The organism is Pseudoalteromonas sp. AWM4_233 (genome assembly GCF_056158285.1).
Genome location: NZ_JBSWSZ010000113.1, coordinates 692,914 through 711,142 on the forward strand (window position 1 = coordinate 692,914; position 18,229 = coordinate 711,142).

General features: G+C 41.0%; 12 protein-coding genes. All 12 read right to left on the reverse strand.

The window, feature by feature from the left end:
• Positions 1-4: 4 nt before the first annotated feature.
• On the reverse strand, positions 5-1,408 hold the full coding sequence (locus tag ACXAC4_RS24510) for a coniferyl aldehyde dehydrogenase (RefSeq protein WP_475166823.1): 1,404 nt from the start codon (positions 1,406-1,408) through the stop codon (positions 5-7).
• A 63-nt stretch (positions 1,409-1,471) separates the two neighbouring features.
• The gene (locus ACXAC4_RS24515) at positions 1,472-2,920 is read right to left on the reverse strand and encodes an SLC13 family permease (RefSeq protein WP_475166826.1); all 1,449 of its coding nucleotides are present in this window, start codon (positions 2,918-2,920) and stop codon (positions 1,472-1,474) included.
• 10 nt (positions 2,921-2,930) lie between these two features.
• Complete coding sequence (locus tag ACXAC4_RS24520) at positions 2,931-3,875, reverse strand: porin (protein ID WP_475166828.1); 945 nt, start codon at positions 3,873-3,875, stop codon at positions 2,931-2,933.
• 165 nt (positions 3,876-4,040) lie between these two features.
• A complete protein-coding gene (locus ACXAC4_RS24525) occupies positions 4,041-5,393 on the reverse strand; it encodes a sigma-54-dependent transcriptional regulator (protein ID WP_475166829.1) in 1,353 nt (450 codons plus the stop codon).
• The gene (locus ACXAC4_RS24530; protein ID WP_475166832.1) at positions 5,394-7,151 is read right to left on the reverse strand and encodes a sensor histidine kinase; all 1,758 of its coding nucleotides are present in this window, start codon (positions 7,149-7,151) and stop codon (positions 5,394-5,396) included.
• A gap of 13 nt (positions 7,152-7,164) precedes the next feature.
• Positions 7,165-8,613 (reverse strand): SLC13 family permease, encoded by a 1,449-nt coding sequence (locus ACXAC4_RS24535; protein WP_475166835.1) that lies wholly within the window; start codon positions 8,611-8,613, stop codon positions 7,165-7,167.
• 273 nt (positions 8,614-8,886) lie between these two features.
• Positions 8,887-9,981, reverse strand: coding sequence for a DUF1513 domain-containing protein (locus ACXAC4_RS24540; RefSeq protein WP_475166837.1), 1,095 nt, complete (start codon positions 9,979-9,981; stop codon positions 8,887-8,889).
• Positions 9,982-9,993: 12 nt separating this feature from the next.
• Positions 9,994-11,169, reverse strand: coding sequence for an imelysin family protein (locus ACXAC4_RS24545; protein ID WP_475166839.1), 1,176 nt, complete (start codon positions 11,167-11,169; stop codon positions 9,994-9,996).
• Between the two features lie 12 nt (positions 11,170-11,181).
• Positions 11,182-12,588, reverse strand: coding sequence for a di-heme oxidoreductase family protein (locus ACXAC4_RS24550; protein WP_475166841.1), 1,407 nt, complete (start codon positions 12,586-12,588; stop codon positions 11,182-11,184).
• A complete protein-coding gene (locus tag ACXAC4_RS24555; protein ID WP_475166844.1) occupies positions 12,585-14,291 on the reverse strand; it encodes a di-heme oxidoreductase family protein in 1,707 nt (568 codons plus the stop codon). Before ACXAC4_RS24555 ends, ACXAC4_RS24550 begins: the two co-directional genes overlap by 4 nt.
• A gap of 124 nt (positions 14,292-14,415) precedes the next feature.
• A complete protein-coding gene (locus ACXAC4_RS24560) occupies positions 14,416-15,798 on the reverse strand; it encodes an imelysin family protein (protein ID WP_475166847.1) in 1,383 nt (460 codons plus the stop codon).
• A gap of 418 nt (positions 15,799-16,216) precedes the next feature.
• Entirely contained in the window at positions 16,217-18,211 is a 1,995-nt protein-coding gene (locus tag ACXAC4_RS24565; protein ID WP_475166849.1) for a TonB-dependent receptor plug domain-containing protein, read from the reverse strand.
• Between the last annotated feature and the right edge of the window lie 18 nt (positions 18,212-18,229).

Here is an 18,229-nt window from a genome sequence, read left to right on the forward strand (position 1 = left end):
TACATTATTTCTGCAAGGTTTTCACAAACCATGTAAGCAGTTTTGACCGTGACAGTAGTAATTGCATTCTTGGTTTACCTAAACTGCCGCTTTTAAAAACACTTTTAGCATGACTGAAAGTCAAAACGCCTTCTTTACCATGGTATTGCCCCATACCAGACGCACCTATCCCACCAAAAGGTAAATCTTCAACCGCAACATGCAGAAGCACGTCATTAATTACTAAACCGCCACACTGTAGCTCTCGCTCTGCACGCTTAATGAGAGACTTATCTTCTGTAAATAAATACGCCGCGAGTGGATTTGAGTTTTCTTTGACTATCTTTAAAATCTCATCAAAACTTGACACTGTTTTTATTGGCAATAGTGGACCAAAAATCTCTTCACTATGTACCCGTGCAGGTTCTGATGCATTATCAATAAGATGTAAGCCCAGTTTTCGAGTTTCATTATTTTCGCTGTGCGGCTCGCTCCAAACCTCAGCGCCGTTATGCAGTGCATCACCAATTAATTCAATCAGTCGCTCATACTGTTGCTGATTGATAATTGAAGTTAAATTGTCAGAGTTTGCACCTGATTTAAATTGCTTTTTATACTGCTTTTTAATCTCAGATATTAACTCGCCCTTACATTTCTCGTGAACAAGCAAGTAATCAGGTGCAACGCAGATCTGCCCTGCATTGGCGGTTTTACCAAATACTATACTTCTTGCTGCGTGTTTGATGTCTGCATCGTCCATCACGATAATGGGAGATTTTCCACCTAGCTCCAAGGTAACAGGCACTAAATTATTTGCGGCGGCACGCATCACATGCTTGCCTATTTCGGTACTACCTGTAAAAAACAAATGATCAAAGGAAATGGCACTAAAACTTTTCGCAACAGCTGGGCCCCCTTCCACAACACTGCAATGATCTGAAAAAGGTTCTAGTACACTTTTGATAACCTGATTTGTTGCAGGCGTATATTCACTGAGCTTTAACATGACTCGATTCCCCGCAGCCAACGCTGTTAATACTGGCATCAGAGCAAGCTGTATCGGATAATTCCAAGGAGAGATAACACCCACCACACCTTTTGGCACATACTCAACATGCGCTTTTGAGGGTGCAAACTGAATACCGACTTTGCGTTTGCTCGGTTTAAGCCAAGATTTTAGTTGCTTAATGATATGATCTAGCCCACCGATCACTGGCATAAAATCAGCCATTTGTGTATCAAACGTACAGCGATTTCCAAAGTCTTTGTTAGAGGCTGCAATAAAGTCAAGCTCGGCTGCAACAAGCTGAATTCTTATTTTCTTTAATAAAGAAATGCGTGTTTCTACGGATGAATTAGGATGATGCATAAAAGCAACTTTGAGAGATTCAAGTTGCTTTGTCAGTTGGGGATCTATCTCGTATTGCACAACATGGCTCATTATCGGTATTTGAATAAATACACTATAAATGAGCCTGTTAGTTGTTTCAAATTAGAAAGAAAGGACGCTTCTTGCAACAGTCAGTGTTAGTACAGTAATAAGTACAATCGCGACAATATTCAGCACAAAGCCTGCACGGATCATATCGCGTATTTTTATCTCACCAGAGCCAAATACAATAGCATTTGGTGGCGTTGCAACTGGCATCATAAAGGCACAACTCGCTGCAATGGCGGCAGGAATAACCCATACTAATGGCGTACCCGTAATAGACTCAGCAACAGGGCCCAGTAATGGTAAAAAGCCAGCAGCCGTTGCTGTATTAGATGTGATCTCGGTTAAGAAAGTAATCAAACCTGCCACCAGCAATACACTTACTACCAATGGAATGGTGTCAGCCGAAACCAATAGGTTAGCAATGTACGTTGCCAAACCTGACGACTTAATTTGTGAAGCCAACGTCAAACCGCCACCAAACAGCAATAAAATACCCCAAGGCACTTTTGCCGCACTATCCCAATCCAAGATACGCTCACCGGTTTTCTTATCAGCGGTGAGCACAAACAACAATAACGCTGCAGCAATTGCAATAGAGGTATCTGAGATCTTCAGGCCAGTCCAATCGCCCAATAGCGGTCGGAAGATCCAACTTAAGGCTGCGAAAATAAATACGGCTAAAACGCCTTTTTCCGCGCGTGACATGTCACCTAGTTTATCTAACTGTTTTTTAAACAGCGATTTGGTATCTACTTCTGCGTCAGAGTTATCAACTTTATAGCTGACTTTAGTCAACCAAAACCAAGTAATGAATAACATGGTGACAGATAAAGGTAAGCCAACCGCCATCCAAGTCGCAAAACCAATTTCGATTTGATAACTGTCAGCTAAATAAGCTGCCATTAATGCGTTCGGTGGCGTACCTATCAAGGTAGCAATACCACCAATACTGGCACCATAGGCTATCGAAAGCAGTAGCGCTTTGCCAAACGCTTCATTGCTGCTGTCACGCTCTTTAACAAGATGAATAACCGATAATGCAATCGGCAGCATCATCACCGCAGTGGCCGTATTCGACATCCACATAGACAAGAATGCCGTCACTAACATCATAGCTAGAATTTGTACGCTTGGCTTAGAGCCCGCATAAAGCATGGTTTTTAATGCAATCCGTTTATGTAGGCCCCACCTTTCCATGGCAATTGAAATTAAAAAGCCACCTAAGAATAAGAAAATAAGCGGATGCGCATAAGGTGCTGCAACAGATTTAATAGGCGCGATCCCAGCAAGTGGTGATACTACCAAAGGTAACAATGATGCCGCAGGAATAGGCACAACTTCGCTCACCCACCAAGAGGCCAGCCAAAAGGCTAAACCCGCTGTATGCCAAGCCTCAATACTCATGCCCTCGGGAGGTGACACAAAGCAAGTAAGTAACATTGCCAGTGGTCCTAAAAACAACATGGCATATTTGATTGGATGTGCAGATGAATAATCAGACATACTTTAACCCTTAAAACTTGTATTTCATGCCAACAGCGATTGACGTGTCATCGTCTGACTCAAGGTCGAGCTGCGTCACTAATGCATATAAATTGGTTTGCTTATCGAGAATGTAATCTGTACCAAGTGTCCATTGTGTGGCTTCTTCGGCATGACGTAATTTACTGTTATCTTTACCTAATTGAATTTTAGGCACCCAACTGCCAGTTTTATAACTTACACTAACCAAATAGCCTGTGCCAGATTTGCTACCATCTAGGTTTTCACTGTCTTGAACAATTGCGCCAAGTTGGAATGCATCAAACTTATACGCTGCAACCAAACGTGTCGCAACCAAATCATTTAAGCTATCAGTGTGGCTTAGTGAGATATAAAAAGGTTTAGCTTTTAAAGCACGGTCGCCATAAATTGCTGTTGCTGCAAACCCCGTTTCTTCATTTGAGGCATCATCTTTCGGCGCATAGGTGAAAGAGAATGACAGGTCATTATAGGTTTTACTGCTATAAGTGAGGGTATCACCTAGTCGGTCTTGACCCGGTAAGATTTGCGCAATATCACTTTGGGTTTCGTTAAATTGGTCAACTTTACCTTCACTGTATTTAAAGCGCGTATCGTTGCGGCCAACAACCAAAGTACCCCAGTTGCCTGCCAGACCTACATAGGTGTTACGCGAAGAAAATGGCGATTTAGTGTCGTCGTTTTCAAAGCCCTTTACTTGTACTTCATATTTAAACACCACTTTAAGTGAATTACTTAATTTGTGATCGCCCTTAATGCCGATACGTGAAAATGGCGCGTCAATTTGCGTGCCCGCTTTGGTGTAACGCATTAGCCCTTTATCCGTATCTGCAATTTGAACTTCAGCTTTGCCATACACAGTGTAATCGGCTGCAAAAGCGGTGCTTGAAAATGTGGCCATCACACCGAATGCGATTAGAGTTTTACTTGCTGTCATCTTGTTTTACCTTTTTTATATTTTGACCTTGTGTTACAAGATGGTTGCCAAAAAGATAAAACTCATTAATTTCATTGAGTTAAAAAATAACTTAACAACAAAGCTGCAAATAATGTGCGGATTTTCACACACGCTTTTACGACAGTTGTCACCAAAGCCACACACTCATTCTGATTCGGTAAACATAGTACGGGTTAGACCATACTTTGCCATTTTGTCGTATAAGGTTTTACGCGGCAATTGCAACAACGCCATGGCTTCTTTGATACTGCCTTGTGATTGAGAAAGGGCTTCTTCAATTAACGATTGCTCAAAGTAACTGACCTTCTCATGTAAGCTCAGTGACTCATCAGTTTGCGAGACTTGCTCTAAATCTTTAAGGGCCAATGCTTTACCCAATAAAACCGTTCTTTCAGCATGATTTCTAAGCTCTCGTACATTACCGGGCCAAGGCTTTTCTCTAAGGAGCAAGGCTTGCTCGGGTGTAATAGGTTCAAATGTCTTATGAAAACGAGTCGCCGCAATTGAGCAAAAATGCTTATACAACAGCGGAATATCTGCTTTTCTTTCACGCAGTGCCGGAATAGGCACTTTAAGTAAATTCAAACGGTAATAAAGATCGGCTCTAAACTGCTGTGCATCCACCAAGCTTTGTAAATCTACTTTTGTTGCAGCAATGACTCTGACATCTAAATTAATCGGTGTGTTTTCACCAACGGGTGTGACTTTGCGCTCTTCTAACACCCTTAATAACTTAACTTGTAAGCTAGGTGACATAGCTTCAATTTCATCTAGAAATACAGTGCCACCCTGCGCATATTCAAACTTACCAATACGCGAACTATGTGCTCCCGTATAAGCACCACTTTTAGCACCAAACAGTTCACTTTCAATCAGCTCTTCTGGAATAGCACCACAGTTAATTGCAACAAAGTTATGTTTACTGCGATTACTGTGCTCATGAAGGTAACGTGCCACCAGCTCCTTACCTGTGCCAGTTTCCCCCTCAATTAATACATCAGCTGGGGTATCTAACACTGCATCAAGCAATTGCAGCATGTCTTGCATGACTTGAGTCTGACCTAAAATTCGCACCCCAGGCCCCGAATGTTGTTTCACACTTTGCTTTAGCTCGCGGTTTTCAAGCACCAAAGCGCGCTTTTCAGAGGCTCTGGCTAAGCAATCTAACAACTTGTCGGTAATTGGTTTTTCAAATAAGTCATAGGCACCGAGGTGCATGGCCTTAACCGCAATGTTTACATCAGCAAATCCCGTTAAGAAAATAACCGGTAACTCGCTGTCGAATTGCTTAACTTGTTCTATAAATTCAAGGCCGTTCAGTTTAGGCATATTGATGTCACTTAACACCACACCATTAAAACGGCGGCTTAATTTACTCAGCGCGGCATTGGCATCGCCATAACAAAACACCTCATAGCCTTCTAATTCTAGTAGTTGCTTTAAGGCATCACGAATGCTCTTTTCATCATCAATGACAATGACGCTGGAATGACTCATTTAAATTCTCTTCTCATTAGATAGTGGGTCTGAACCGATTGATGTTTGCAGTGTAAGGATAAAACTCGCGCCGATATCAGAATTATTTTCAGCGCTCAGTTCACCTTTGAAGGAGTGTATAATTTGTTTAGATATAGACAAACCTAAGCCCAACCCATTACCCGATTTAGTGGTGAAGAAAGGCTCAAAAATACTCTCAAGGGTATGCGACTCAATACCTGTGCCAGTATCAGATATCTTGATTGATGCTTTACCTACAACGGTGTGATTAGAGATTGTTAGTTTTTTTACTTCAACGTCTTGCATCGCATGACACGCATTTGAAAGCAGGTTTACAATCACTTGCTCACAGAGAATCGGATCAACCCACACTGCTATGTCGTCTAATTCAAGGCTCAACTTTATATCATGTTTTTTAAGTTCAGGGCCGATGATAATTAACGCGTTAGCAAATAAGTCCTTAAGTTTATGATGTGCCAATTTAGGCTTTTGAGATTTACTAAAGTGCTTAAGTTGCGCGACGATTGTATGCGTGCGTTTTATAAGCGCTTCAATCAGCGTTAAGTTTTCTTGGGCTTTTTCAAACTGACCTTTCATCAATAATCGCTTGCTACTGGCCAAATAGGCACTCATAGCCGTAAGCGGCTGACTGATCTCATGGTTAATTCCGGCACTGAGTTGACCTATGGTTGCCAATTTCGCTGCGCGAAGCAAAGCTTGCTGTGTTTCAAGTAGCTGCTCAGAGCGGGCATTGATTTGCGCTTCCAAACTTCTTTGAGTGAAGAGTAACTGCTTGTAGCCAGCCAGCTTGACCAAAATCACTTCAAAAATAATAAATAACGCCAGTAATAATACTGAACTCAGTGCCAAGCGGCTCCATTGATTGGCTGTCACATCATCAATGGCTGAAAGTAAATATAGTGACGCATTGAGTGATTCAAGGGGCTTTTTAGCATACACAAAGTGTTTGGCTAAACGCCCCTCTGTCGAAATTTGTAACTGTTGTGTTTGCTCGTCAAAGCGCCAAGGCTGCGTGTTAATCTCACGTCCTGAGAATTGCCGTGAAGCATCAAATTCAGCGATGTCAGTTTGGTTTAAAGGTTGCGTTGAGATTAATCGCCATTTTTCTTGATCGGACATCAATACAATGCCTGATTTATCCATCAAGATAAAACTATGCTGATGACCTGTATCTAGGCTGTCACGAACCTCTTCAAAATGGCTGGCGTTTACCTTAACAACAATAACGCCTTTAACGTCTCCTTGCTGCTCTATTGCCTGAGAAATATAAATGCCTCGAGCACCTGAGCGAAGCCCAACAGCAAAATCTATAGCATTGCCATTTTCAACCGCTTCATAAAAGTATTTTCGAAATGCAAAATTACTCCCTAAGTAACTATGCGGTGTTTGCCAGTTACTGCTGGCAGTCACCCATCCTTGCTCATTCAACACATACACATCTGATGCGCCACTAGCAATTTGAATGTCTGCAAGGTATTCATTAAGTGGCTTTAAATCATGTTTAGTTTCTTCATCGAGCAAATTAAGCATGTGCGTGTTTTGTCGCACTAAATTTGGAATTGAAGTAAAACGCGCAAGTTCTGAGGTGAAATATTGATGAAGCTTTTCTAGATTTTCAGTGCTGTTTTGACGAGTCTGTTTAAGATCGTATTGTACGCCAACATGGTAGATGGCGCACAACCCGATAATTAAACCTAAAAAATAAACAAATAGTTTGGTCGATAGTTTTTGCTGCAAAAGTCTGCCTGTTTTAGTAACCAAATACCCAAGAGCCGAGGGTCATAGTTAACAAGGTTATGAGCAAGACTGCAATGATATTCATCATAAAGCCAGCTTTAACCATGTCTTTAATCTTTATCTCGCCAGAACCAAACACAATGGCATTTGGCGGTGTTGCTACTGGCATCATAAATGCGCAACTCGCAGCGATTGCTGCTGGTATCACCCAAATCAGTGGTGTACCCGCAATTTGCTCTGCAACAGGGCCAAGTAAAGGTAAGAAACCAGCGGCTGTGGCAGTATTAGATGTGATCTCAGTTAAAAAACAAATTAATGTCGCGACCACTAACACACCTAAAATAAGTGGGATTGCAGATGCGCCAGCCAGCATATCCGCAATATATTGCGCAAGGCCAGAACTTTTAATTTGAGCGGCAAGTGCAAGACCACCACCGAACAACAGCAAAATTCCCCAAGGTACAGCTTGCGCTGCATCCCAATCCATCACCTTGGTTTTATTGTCTTTCTTGGCTGGCAAAACAAAAAGCAATAACGCCGCAATAATGGCAATACCTGTATCTGTGATATTTAACCCTGTCCAACTTGCTAAATAAGGTCTTAACACCCAGCTCACCGCAGCAAAAACAAATACAAACAGTACATTTTTCTCGGCGAGTGTCATGCTGCCCAGTTCATCTACTTGTTTTTGAAACAGTGTGTTTAACTGAGCATTATTGCCGACTTGTTTTACGTTAAAAGCAAATCGAGTCAGCCAATACCAACAAATAACAATCATAGTAAATACGAATGGTACAGCGAACATCATCCACTGAGCAAAGCCAATTTTAATTTGATGGTTTTCCCACAGATAAGCAGCCATCAGTGCATTTGGCGCAGTCCCAATGATAGTCCCTACACCACCTATACTCGCACTGTAAGCAATTGCCAAGAGCAGCGCCTTACCGTAATTATCACAACTACTATTGTTTTCTCTTAAAACATAGATAACTGACAAAGCAATCGGCAACATCATTAGGGTTGTTGCTGTGTTATTGATCCACATTGATAAAAAGCCACTGACCATCATCATGGCTAAGATCTGGAATTTGGGATTATTACCACTTTTCAGCATGGTGATCAGGGCAATTCGTTTGTGTAAGTGCCACTTTTCCATCGCAATAGAAATTAGAAAGCCGCCTAAAAATAGAAAAATAAGCGGATGAGAGTACACACTCGTCACTGATTTTATATCGTTAATACCCGCCAATGGCACAGCAATAATGGGTACTAATGAGGTTACAGGAATAGGCACAACCTCACTCACCCACCACACACCCAACCACAGTGCTAAACCTGCGGTTTTCCAAGCGACCTCAGGCATACCAGATGGCGTATCAATTAAAAAGGTTGATAAGAAAATGGCTGGTCCGAGTAATAAATAAAAATAGTGGAAAAGTGTTTTATTGTTATCTGAAATCATATCCGTACATTACTTTATTATTTTCGTAGTTTTGTTTGTAAATATATTCAATGCCGTTTGTATTGAAAGTAACCGCTAGACATAAATTTACAATTCAGAGCGCAGATTACTTCGTAATTAAGGAGTGAGTATGAATGAGAGGGTTTTGAACGACAAGACGCAACTAAAAAAAAGAGGGTTCTATAAGAGAAAATGCGCTTTCAGTCGTTAATAACTGAAAACGCAGCAAATTTTACCTGTGCTTAAAATGAAACTTTTAATCTTTATAAAATTTTAAACCATAAAACTGATCAAGTGATTATCCCACCGGATCTGATGCTGATTAATCGCACTTAACGCTTTGTCTACACCAACTAAGTTACCGCGCCCTGTTGTTGCGATGAATGTCGTTTTGCTACTCGCAACGCCAGCAGTATCATCCAGCGTTAATAAAGACTTTAATTCTCGCGTGCTTCTATCCCAAATACTTACCACGCCCCCGCGAGGAGAAGTGACAGCCAGTTCATTTTTTTCATTAACCGAAAGGCTCGCAATGTACTGTTTAAAACGCATCCATTCATTATCAGTTGCTTGCATCGGCTGGATCTGTTCACCGATTCGATGACCATAAATAAGCGGATTCACCTGATAAACAGCGCCTTGATACTGACAACCAAAGTAAACAGTATCATCATTAGTCACACATAAGTGTCTAATACTTAGATGCTTGTCGCGTAACTGGTGTTTAGCAACAAGTTCACCATTTAGCGTATTGATATAACTTAAGTTCGGTTGCATGGTGTCTAGATTCAGCTTTTCTCTCGATTTAGCAGGGTGAGTGTGAATACCTCCGTTGGCAATCACCAAAGTTTGATTATCACTTAACATCGCAAGTTGATGCGGCCCTACACCATGGCTTGAAAGCTGCCGTACAATAGAAAAGTCTTTGGTATCACGAACGGTGATTAAACCGTCCCGTTCTGTCATATGTTCATCAAAGTAGTTTTCTGTCGTGAACAATAAGCTTTCATCAGCATTTAGTACACCATGACCAAAAAAGTGATGCTGAGGCTGAGCGTCAATTTCTTTAACTACCTGCTTCGATGCGACATCAATAACGTGCAACTTAATCCCGGGTCTTCGAGCAAAGGCGATTATTCTATTTTGCGATTTAATATAGACTAAATCGTGGGCGCGCTCAGCTATTTCAACTCGTCCATGTAAATGACCTTGCTCGTCAAACCAACCAACGTAATGTCGGTTTGCTTTATCTGTGAACGCACTCGCAAACAAGGTTTTCGCCGATACAGTACACGCTGACAACCATGGCATTAGAGTCGAACATGTACTTAATGCGACTGCGCCCTTAATAAAACTTCGTCGATTCATTACTTCACCCTATTAGTCACCATCGTTGGTATTAAAACCAGGTGCTAAGTCGGTTACTTGCACAAAATCAGATGCCATTATTGCTCGAAGTTCAGAAATCGAAGTGCTAACTTCGTTGAGTTTAACTCTACCAGTTTCAGTAGTGATTAAATCAGCCATAGTTTCATTTTCAATAAGACCAATTGCTGCATGAACGGCTTTAAAGTGCAAAGATATTTCATCTTTAACATCTTCTCTATCATGTATTTCAACTAATAAATCATCGAAACCGAACTCTGTCGCACCATTAAACTGTTGCTCTAAAGCAGTTATATTTGTTTTTATATTTTTAACTGAAACATGTGCAAAAGCGCTTTCTAATCGTTCAGGGTTACCAGGTAAAATTTCACCTAACGGTGTTTTAATTTTTTCGTCATTTATAAGTTCTAGGTATTCAAACCAAAAGGTTAAGAACTTTTCGATAGCGCCTTTATGGCCGCTAAAACTTCCTGTACCAGCCTTGAATTGTTCGCCATACTCACCTTGCCACTGTGTAACTACTTCATCCATCAGTGTTACTGTGTTATTTGCAATCACATTTAAATATGCACAGCGTTGGCCTTGGTTTTGAGATGAAAGAAATGCATTAGCTTCATCTTGATTAAAGACAACATATTCAAATGCAGGCAACCCTTGAAGTTGATGCTTTGAATTTGGAAAACCATTCTCAAATGTTTCACCCTCTATCAAAATCGACTCAACATCATTGGATAATTTAGTTGCTTCAATTGGCATATATTGGATTTGCGAGTAAATATAGGTGTCAGATATTGGCCCAAACTTGATGGTACGCGCTACCTGCCAAGCACTATTGGCTTTGCGCCAAGCGTTTTGCAAGCTAGTTAAGTCTGCTTCTGTATATTCTGATTTCTCACACACTTCACTTGTTGTATTTTGCAGAGCTTCGCTTTCGGTCAGCATAAGTTGATAACTCGGTAAGATCACATCATCAACTAATACTGAAGTTATTTTTTCAAGCGCTTGTGCTTCAGTCAAACTATTCGAGTTATCTGTTGACCCACCTCCTTGATCTGTTGTTGGCGACGTCGTAGGTGTTTGCTCGTTAGAGCCGCCACCACCACAACCTGTTAATAAAAGGCTTAGCACAACTGCAATTGTTGTTGGCATTAAAGTGTTGATTGTTTTCATTATTTATCCGAATTAAATTTGTTTTAAGAAGTACAACAGTGCTGTTCGTTGTTGCTTCGTTAATGATTTGAATTTTAGTTGATGCGGTTGAGCTTCACCGCCATGCCAAAGCACCGCTTCTTCAATCGTGCGAGCACGACCATCATGTAAAAATGCAGAAAAGCCCTGAACTCTATGCTGTAAACCTATCCCCCAAAGAGGCGGGGTTCGCCATTCGCTACCTGATGCAAGGTTTTTAACTCCTTTATCTGCTAAACCCTCGCCCATATCGTGTAAGGCTAAATCGGTATAAGGCCAAATAGTTTGCCCTGCCAACGCTTTTACCTCGTAAGAGGTATCTGTAGTAAAACTGGGGGTATGACATTGCTGGCACTGCAATTTGTAAAATAGAGTTTGCCCTTGCTTTGACTTACTACTTTGTAAATCTCTTGCAGGTGGGGGAGCAATCAGTTGGCTCATATATACAGTTAAATCATGCAGCTTTTTTGGAATGTCTAGTACATTGTCAGGGTCGACACTCGCAGCTTGTTTACAAGCAACTTGGTGAACTAAACAGGTTTCATCGCTGAAGATTGGGTTAGTAATACCAATATCATTTACAAATGCGCCTGCGACTTGTTGTTCTAGTTTGCTATGTAAGCCCTTAAAGCCAAACCGACCTATGCGCTTTTCGCCACTTACCGCATCTATCACCTGATTATATTTACCACTAATACCATCTTTATTAGCGTCGTTAATATCTTCAAGGTTAAGTAAATCAGTCTCCTGAATTGCATCTAATAAGCCCATACCATATACAGCTGGTGCATAGCGGGCTGATAGATAAGTGCCTTTATCAACTGGTCCGTAAGCAAGATTTTCAATTTCGTAACGAGGCTTTCTGAGCGTATAAGTTTCACCGTCAGCGTAGTGCCCTGTTATTTCTTCATAAAATACGCGTACTTGTGCCTCACCTTGAACTGGCTTAGTAAGCTTCTCATGAGACAAACGAATTGCCAGAGGCTGAAGTTGCCCGCCATATCTGCTATCTCCTTTGCTTGCATTTGCCTGTAAAAACCTAAACAGCAATGCAGGCTCTGCTATCTCTCCATGTTTTGAAGGCCTGCCTCGTCCACCATCAGCATGACAGGTTTTACAAGAGCGCGCGTTAAACAGCGGCCCGAGCCCATCTCTGTCTCTGGTAATTGAGGGTGAAGCAACCCAAGGATCTCGAAAAAATGAAAAGCCATCCCAAAAATCCAACTGCTCCATGCGCGGTATATTTCTGGCGGGTTCAACAAAAGAGCGATAATTCAATCGCCCTGTTGCATCTCCCCCAGGCTTAGCCGCTTGCTCGTTTGATTCAGATGCATTGACAGACATCGACCAAAAAATAAGAATAGCAGTAAGCAAACTGCTTTTTTGTAGATTTAGCATCATAGTGAATTCAAGAAAGCCAATAGTGCATCACGTGCCGGTTTATCCATATTTAAATAAGCTTGCTTTGCTGGTTCAGCTTCACCGCCATGCCAAAGGATCGCTTCAGATAAGGTGCGTGCACGGCCATCATGCAAAAATGTTGCTTTTGGCGTTACAGTTTGCACTAAACCTAACCCCCATAAAGCTGGCGTTTTCCATTCTGTGCCAGATGCATCCCCTTCAGGGCGACCATCAGCAAGCCCCTCACAGCGCTGCACGTAATAGCAACTTTCACCGCTGTCACACGCTTCACCACTTGCCGACTCACGAGTTACTTTGCAACTGCCGCCCATATCATGGAGAAGTAAATCGGTATATGGATAAATCACTAAATCTTGTAAAGCTGAAATATTGGTTCGTGTGTCTGTAGACACTTGCACTAAATCTACATCACCAAGCAAGCTCCCTTTCGCCTCGCTCGTTTTATGCCTTGGCACATGGCAACTATGGCAATTAGCAGCAAAAAACTGGCTTCTACCTTTTAGTACATCTTCATTCCAAAGATTATTTTCAGTATCAAAACCACGGCGATTTGGTACTGTTAATGTGCGGTTATAAAATTCGACTTGCGCTAAATCGACGTTATTTAAATCAACACCATCATGGTGCTTGTTTTGTTCTTTTTCAGCTTGAGCAAGGCACGCAGTTTGAGCTTCAGTACAAGGCTCGCCTGTTGCAACCGTATTCGTTACGCCCATATCACCTCGGTATGCACCAGAAATTTGCTGTAATACAGATGCTGTTACCGCTTTTTGACCGAAACGTGCAAGTATCTTTTCATTATTGATCGGGTGAGTTGTAAAGGCTGCTTTACCAGATATACCATCATTGTTTGTGTCATCTGGATCGGCATAAGCTAAAATACTCTGTGCTGGGATACTCTCTAATAAACCAGAGCCATAAACATGAGGAGATACTCGGGCAGAAAACTGCACATCTTGATTAAACTCACCATAAGCAAGGTCTTTGACTTTATAAACGGGTTTTCTTAAGGAGTAATTTTCACCATCTGCGAATTGTCCGGTCACTTCTTCATATTCGACCCAAGTGTAAGCCTCGCCATAAGCCAGCCCATCTTCTATGGCTCCATTGTGTTTTGCTAATACATCCGTTTGACCATCTATGGTGCCAAAAACTTGAATTTGATCCCCATAAATCGGGTCAACATTGCCCTTACTATCGCCTACTCTCAAAAACATGCTGATCATCGGCTCATTGGCAGATTTAGGCACAACACCTCTACCATCTTTGATGTGACAACCTTGGCAAGTAGTGTTATTGAAAATAGGGCCTTGCCCATCATGATTAGAGCGAAAAACATGGTCGCCCGCTTTGAAAACGGCATCAAGACTAGGCGTATCAACGATTGCTGGTAGCGCTTGGCTAAATGCATCTTCATTAAAAGTATTAACCGATGCTTCCCCTGCTGCTAAATGCTCAAACTCGTCAGGTGTATCTTTGAGTAAGTCAGGTAGGCCATCATTTAAGGTGAGATCAGGAAAAGCCAGATTATCTTTACTGCCTTGATTGCCTTCGGAAGTATTGTCGCCATTATTGTTTGAATTTGTTTGAGAGTTTGTATCTTGCGTGCTAGTTCCACCACCACAGCCTTGCAGAGAAATAAGCGCGATGATTAAAGCTAGCATTGATTTTTTATTATTCATTCAGTGCCCCTGAACTGCTTACTACTGTAAACAGAAACTGAAAAGGCCGACCCAAAGGCCAGCCATACTAAATTAGATATCTTCTTCTGTATCTTGTTTTAAGTCTTCAGCTGAAACGCCAAGCTCATCGATGGCTTTTTGGATCAGAATCTGTTTGTGTAGCAAGTGCAGAGATAGTCGCATACACTTCTTTCTTGCGGTCTTCATTTTGAATTTGAACGTCAAAAGACACACCTAGCTTAGCATTTGTATCAATAACCGAGGCACTTGCCATTGACGCTTCAAAGGCAGCTCGTAGCTCGTTTGCAAGCTCAGGTTTACCCTCTTTTACTAATAGGTCATGGATACTTGCGCCTACTAACTCTTCACCATTAATACGTGTATATTTGCCTAAATAATGGTTTTGAACACCTTTGGCATTTAGATAAATATCACGGTGTGTGTTATCAGAAAAACACGAGTGTTCGTCTTCTTGACTATCGGTGCGAACAGCAATACTCATACGTTCACCTGCAAGCTCACCGAAACTCAAACGCCCCATACTCTCAAGCATTGCACCTAAGTTTTTCTTTGCATTTTCAGGTTTTACATACTCTAAATAATGGAAGCCTGTGCCAGGAGTCCAGGCTTCAGTCACTGCTTGCAGGTCATCAACTAATAACTCAGCGGCTACTTTTAAGTATTGACCACGACGTGCACAAATTGCGTCAATTGCACCTTGCTCGCCAGATGTACAAGTTGCACCATTTGAATCTGTTGGCATATTGTCAACAGTATAAAAATCAGAAGCTTTACGGTGACCTGCAGTGTAATCACGCGTTGATGTATAAGTAAGGTCTTGGTTTAAATCTTGACCCCACAATAAGAATTCGATTGCGTGATAACCTGACGTTACATTGGCTTCTTCACCATCTAATTCAAATTTATCTTGTAATAACTGCTTTGTAATTTCTGGGAAGCTTTCTTGATCTGAAATGATATTACCACCAGCTTGATAAACCGCAGCATTTCCACGCGCCTGATGACCGTCCATATCAATTGTGTAGTCGATTAACGCTTCTGCTAAAGGCCAAGCATTAATTGCGCCTTCTGGGCCTTCGCCATCAACTAATGTTGGTTGACCATCAACTTCTGTAAGTGCGTCGATTGGGCCTTCACGGAAACGGTAAACTTCAGTTTGACCATATGGTTCACGTGCAAAAAGCCAAGCTTGTTTTGCAGCAATGAAGTTTTCTTCTGTCGGATCCGCAACAAATTCATCAATCGCTTTTTGCATTGTTTTTGCTGCAATCAGAGAGTCTGCAAAAACAGCATAGGCATGCTGTGCGTTAGTTTTAACAACATCTTCCGCTGTTACATAATTTGCAACCCCATTTTGACCTGCAACACCTTGCTCCCCTTGAGGACCAACCGCACCTACAGCACCGTCTTTACCATCATCACCATTACATGCAGATAATACTGCTGTACAAACTAGCGTAAGCGCAAATTTCTTAAAGTTTTTCACTCTTATCCCTTTAATTATCAGTTTATAGTTTATTATTCAGCAAATATTAACGAACAAAAGAAACGCATTCAAGAATTATTTTCATTTGCATTACTTGTGGTGTTTGTTTTTGATATAGATCAAATATGATCAGTTCTGTTTGTATGCGATTATTTAATGAGAAGTACAACTGAAGAACATTAGAGAGAATTTAAAAGCTTTTAATGCCTGCTTAACTAAGTGGTCTATTTTGAGGCAAGAAAACCTTGTTGGTAGCTAGGCAAATATTTCGTTATTTAGTTGTTCTAAATGAGAAACCTTTAACTCAGCTATCATCAGGTTTAATCCCTCAAAATGATTAAGTGTTATTACGGATTGATATTATTAGGATAAAAACAAAAAAGCGCCGACATCGGCGCTTTTATTAAGAAAGTAAAAGTTAAAACGTTTGACGATACTGAAGTAATAACTTTCTTGATTGAGTTGGTACAATGCCATCGGTCATTCTTGGATCAAACACTTTGTATTGCTTATCGAGTAGATTTTGAGCCTTAAGAATTATCGAGCTATCACTATCAATATTCCAACTAGCAGTGAGACCTAACAGAAAATAATCAGACTGTTTGAAATCTTCAGAGACTGTTAAATCGGGTGATGCAACAAATACCTCATCACGCCAAATTGTATTCACACTCAACTGTAACACGTCGAATTGATGAGTAATGGCTGCTGCTGCAAAACGCTTAAAGCTCGGGTTAATGGGTTCATCAAACAATTGCGTAAAACCAGCTTCAAACCAAGTATTCTCTGTTAAGTTAAAATTACTATTAACTTCAACCCCTTGCATACTTGCTTCAAACACATTGTCAAAAGTAAAACGTGTTTGGGCTTGATCCGTCGCCACTAAGTTTATGAAGTCTTTCAACTCATTATTAAAAAACACCACATCCATCTGCCAATTTTGGTTTTCAGTGTGCCAAACCAATTCCGTCGTTTTAACATACTCTGATTTCAGATCAGGGTTACCGACAGTGACATCGTCATTTGAATAAAGCTCATTGCTTACGGGTGTTCTAAATGATTCACCATACTGAAGCTTTAAAGTATGTTTTTCATTTAGGTCATAAATGAGAGCCAGTCTAGGAGATAGCTTGCTATCGATACTTTTCACTTCATCAAAACGTGCGCCAACAAACATCGTTAATTGTTCGGAAGCTTCATACTTCGCCTGAGTATACAAAGCATAAGAATCAAATGAGGCCAAAAGATTTTTAAATGGGGGATGGGACTCAATCGTCCGCGTCTCACCTAAATAATATTGGTTTTCTACTAATGTATTACCCGATTGATAGTCATAATAACTACTGATAACGCCAGCTTTAAATTGCTCTTCTTCAGAATATTCAGCACCAAAGTTGACTTGCAACGAGTCACTAAATTGATAGCTGCCATCAACTTTTACAGCAAGATCTTTGGTTGACCATGCAGGACCAACAAAAAAATCACCAATTAAGTTTGTGTTTTGCGCAGAAGCAATTAAGCCCTTACTTTCAATTTCATGACGGATAAAGTCGAATGAGGTAGATAGATGCCATAAATCATCGTTTAGCCAAGTGTAGGTCGCATGCAAAGCGGTGTTTTCACTATGATGGTGATTTCCTTTTGACGCACCGGCAAGATTGATGAACTCATCTAATTGTGTCGCGTTTTTCCTTACATTAAAATCTAGGTTATGCCATTGAGCACCCAGCTCAAAAAAGTAAGATTCTAAGGGGTCTTTCGTGCCAAAAGAGTAAGTCTCTCCATCGCGTTTATTAAACGATAAATTACTGTAAATCTTTAATCCATCGTTCAATTCTTTATTGAATGAAAAACCAGCTTGAAGCTCTCCATGCTCACCGATTGAGGCACTGAACTGAGTACGTTCAGAAGTGGTCACAACATTCATGACGCCCAAAAATGCATTACTACCATAAAGTGCAGAACCTGGCCCTCGAATAAATTCAACCCGTTCAATCAGTTCAACAGGAATAAAAGGCATATAAACTGATGCCTTGCCAAAAGAAGGATCATTCAGTCTTTGACCATTAATCATGACCAGTACATTGCCACTGTCTAGATAAATTCCTCGAGTGTGCTCTTTTGGCACAGCGCCCACCCAATCACCTCGAGTAGACTGAAAACCAGGCACAAAGTTCATTAACTCATAGGCATTCGAGACGCCTAACAGTGCAATATGTTGTTGATTAAATACGGTAATACTCGAAGGAACAGACGAGCGAGTTTCATCTGTTTTAGTGGCAAGAGAAATATTGACGTCTAAAAGTTGCTCAAATGATAAGTCAAATAGATCTTCATCACTTTCAATATTTGATAACGCATGACCTGAATATAAAATTGAAAGTAAAGAAATCGTAGGTATTGTTATTCTCATAGCTTGGCTCATTATTTC

Coding starts and splice junctions, on each gene's coding strand:
- ACXAC4_RS24550 (WP_475166841.1), bottom strand. CDS start 12,588: ATGATGCTAAATCTACAAAAAAGCAGTTTGCTTACTGCTATTCTTATT.
- ACXAC4_RS24515 (WP_475166826.1), bottom strand. CDS start 2,920: ATGTCTGATTATTCATCTGCACATCCAATCAAATATGCCATGTTGTTT.
- ACXAC4_RS24565 (WP_475166849.1), bottom strand. CDS start 18,211: ATGAGAATAACAATACCTACGATTTCTTTACTTTCAATTTTATATTCA.
- ACXAC4_RS24555 (WP_475166844.1), bottom strand. CDS start 14,291: ATGAATAATAAAAAATCAATGCTAGCTTTAATCATCGCGCTTATTTCT.
- ACXAC4_RS24545 (WP_475166839.1), bottom strand. CDS start 11,169: ATGAAAACAATCAACACTTTAATGCCAACAACAATTGCAGTTGTGCTA.
- ACXAC4_RS24520 (WP_475166828.1), bottom strand. CDS start 3,875: ATGACAGCAAGTAAAACTCTAATCGCATTCGGTGTGATGGCCACATTT.
- ACXAC4_RS24525 (WP_475166829.1), bottom strand. CDS start 5,393: ATGAGTCATTCCAGCGTCATTGTCATTGATGATGAAAAGAGCATTCGT.
- ACXAC4_RS24540 (WP_475166837.1), bottom strand. CDS start 9,981: ATGAATCGACGAAGTTTTATTAAGGGCGCAGTCGCATTAAGTACATGT.
- ACXAC4_RS24535 (WP_475166835.1), bottom strand. CDS start 8,613: ATGATTTCAGATAACAATAAAACACTTTTCCACTATTTTTATTTATTA.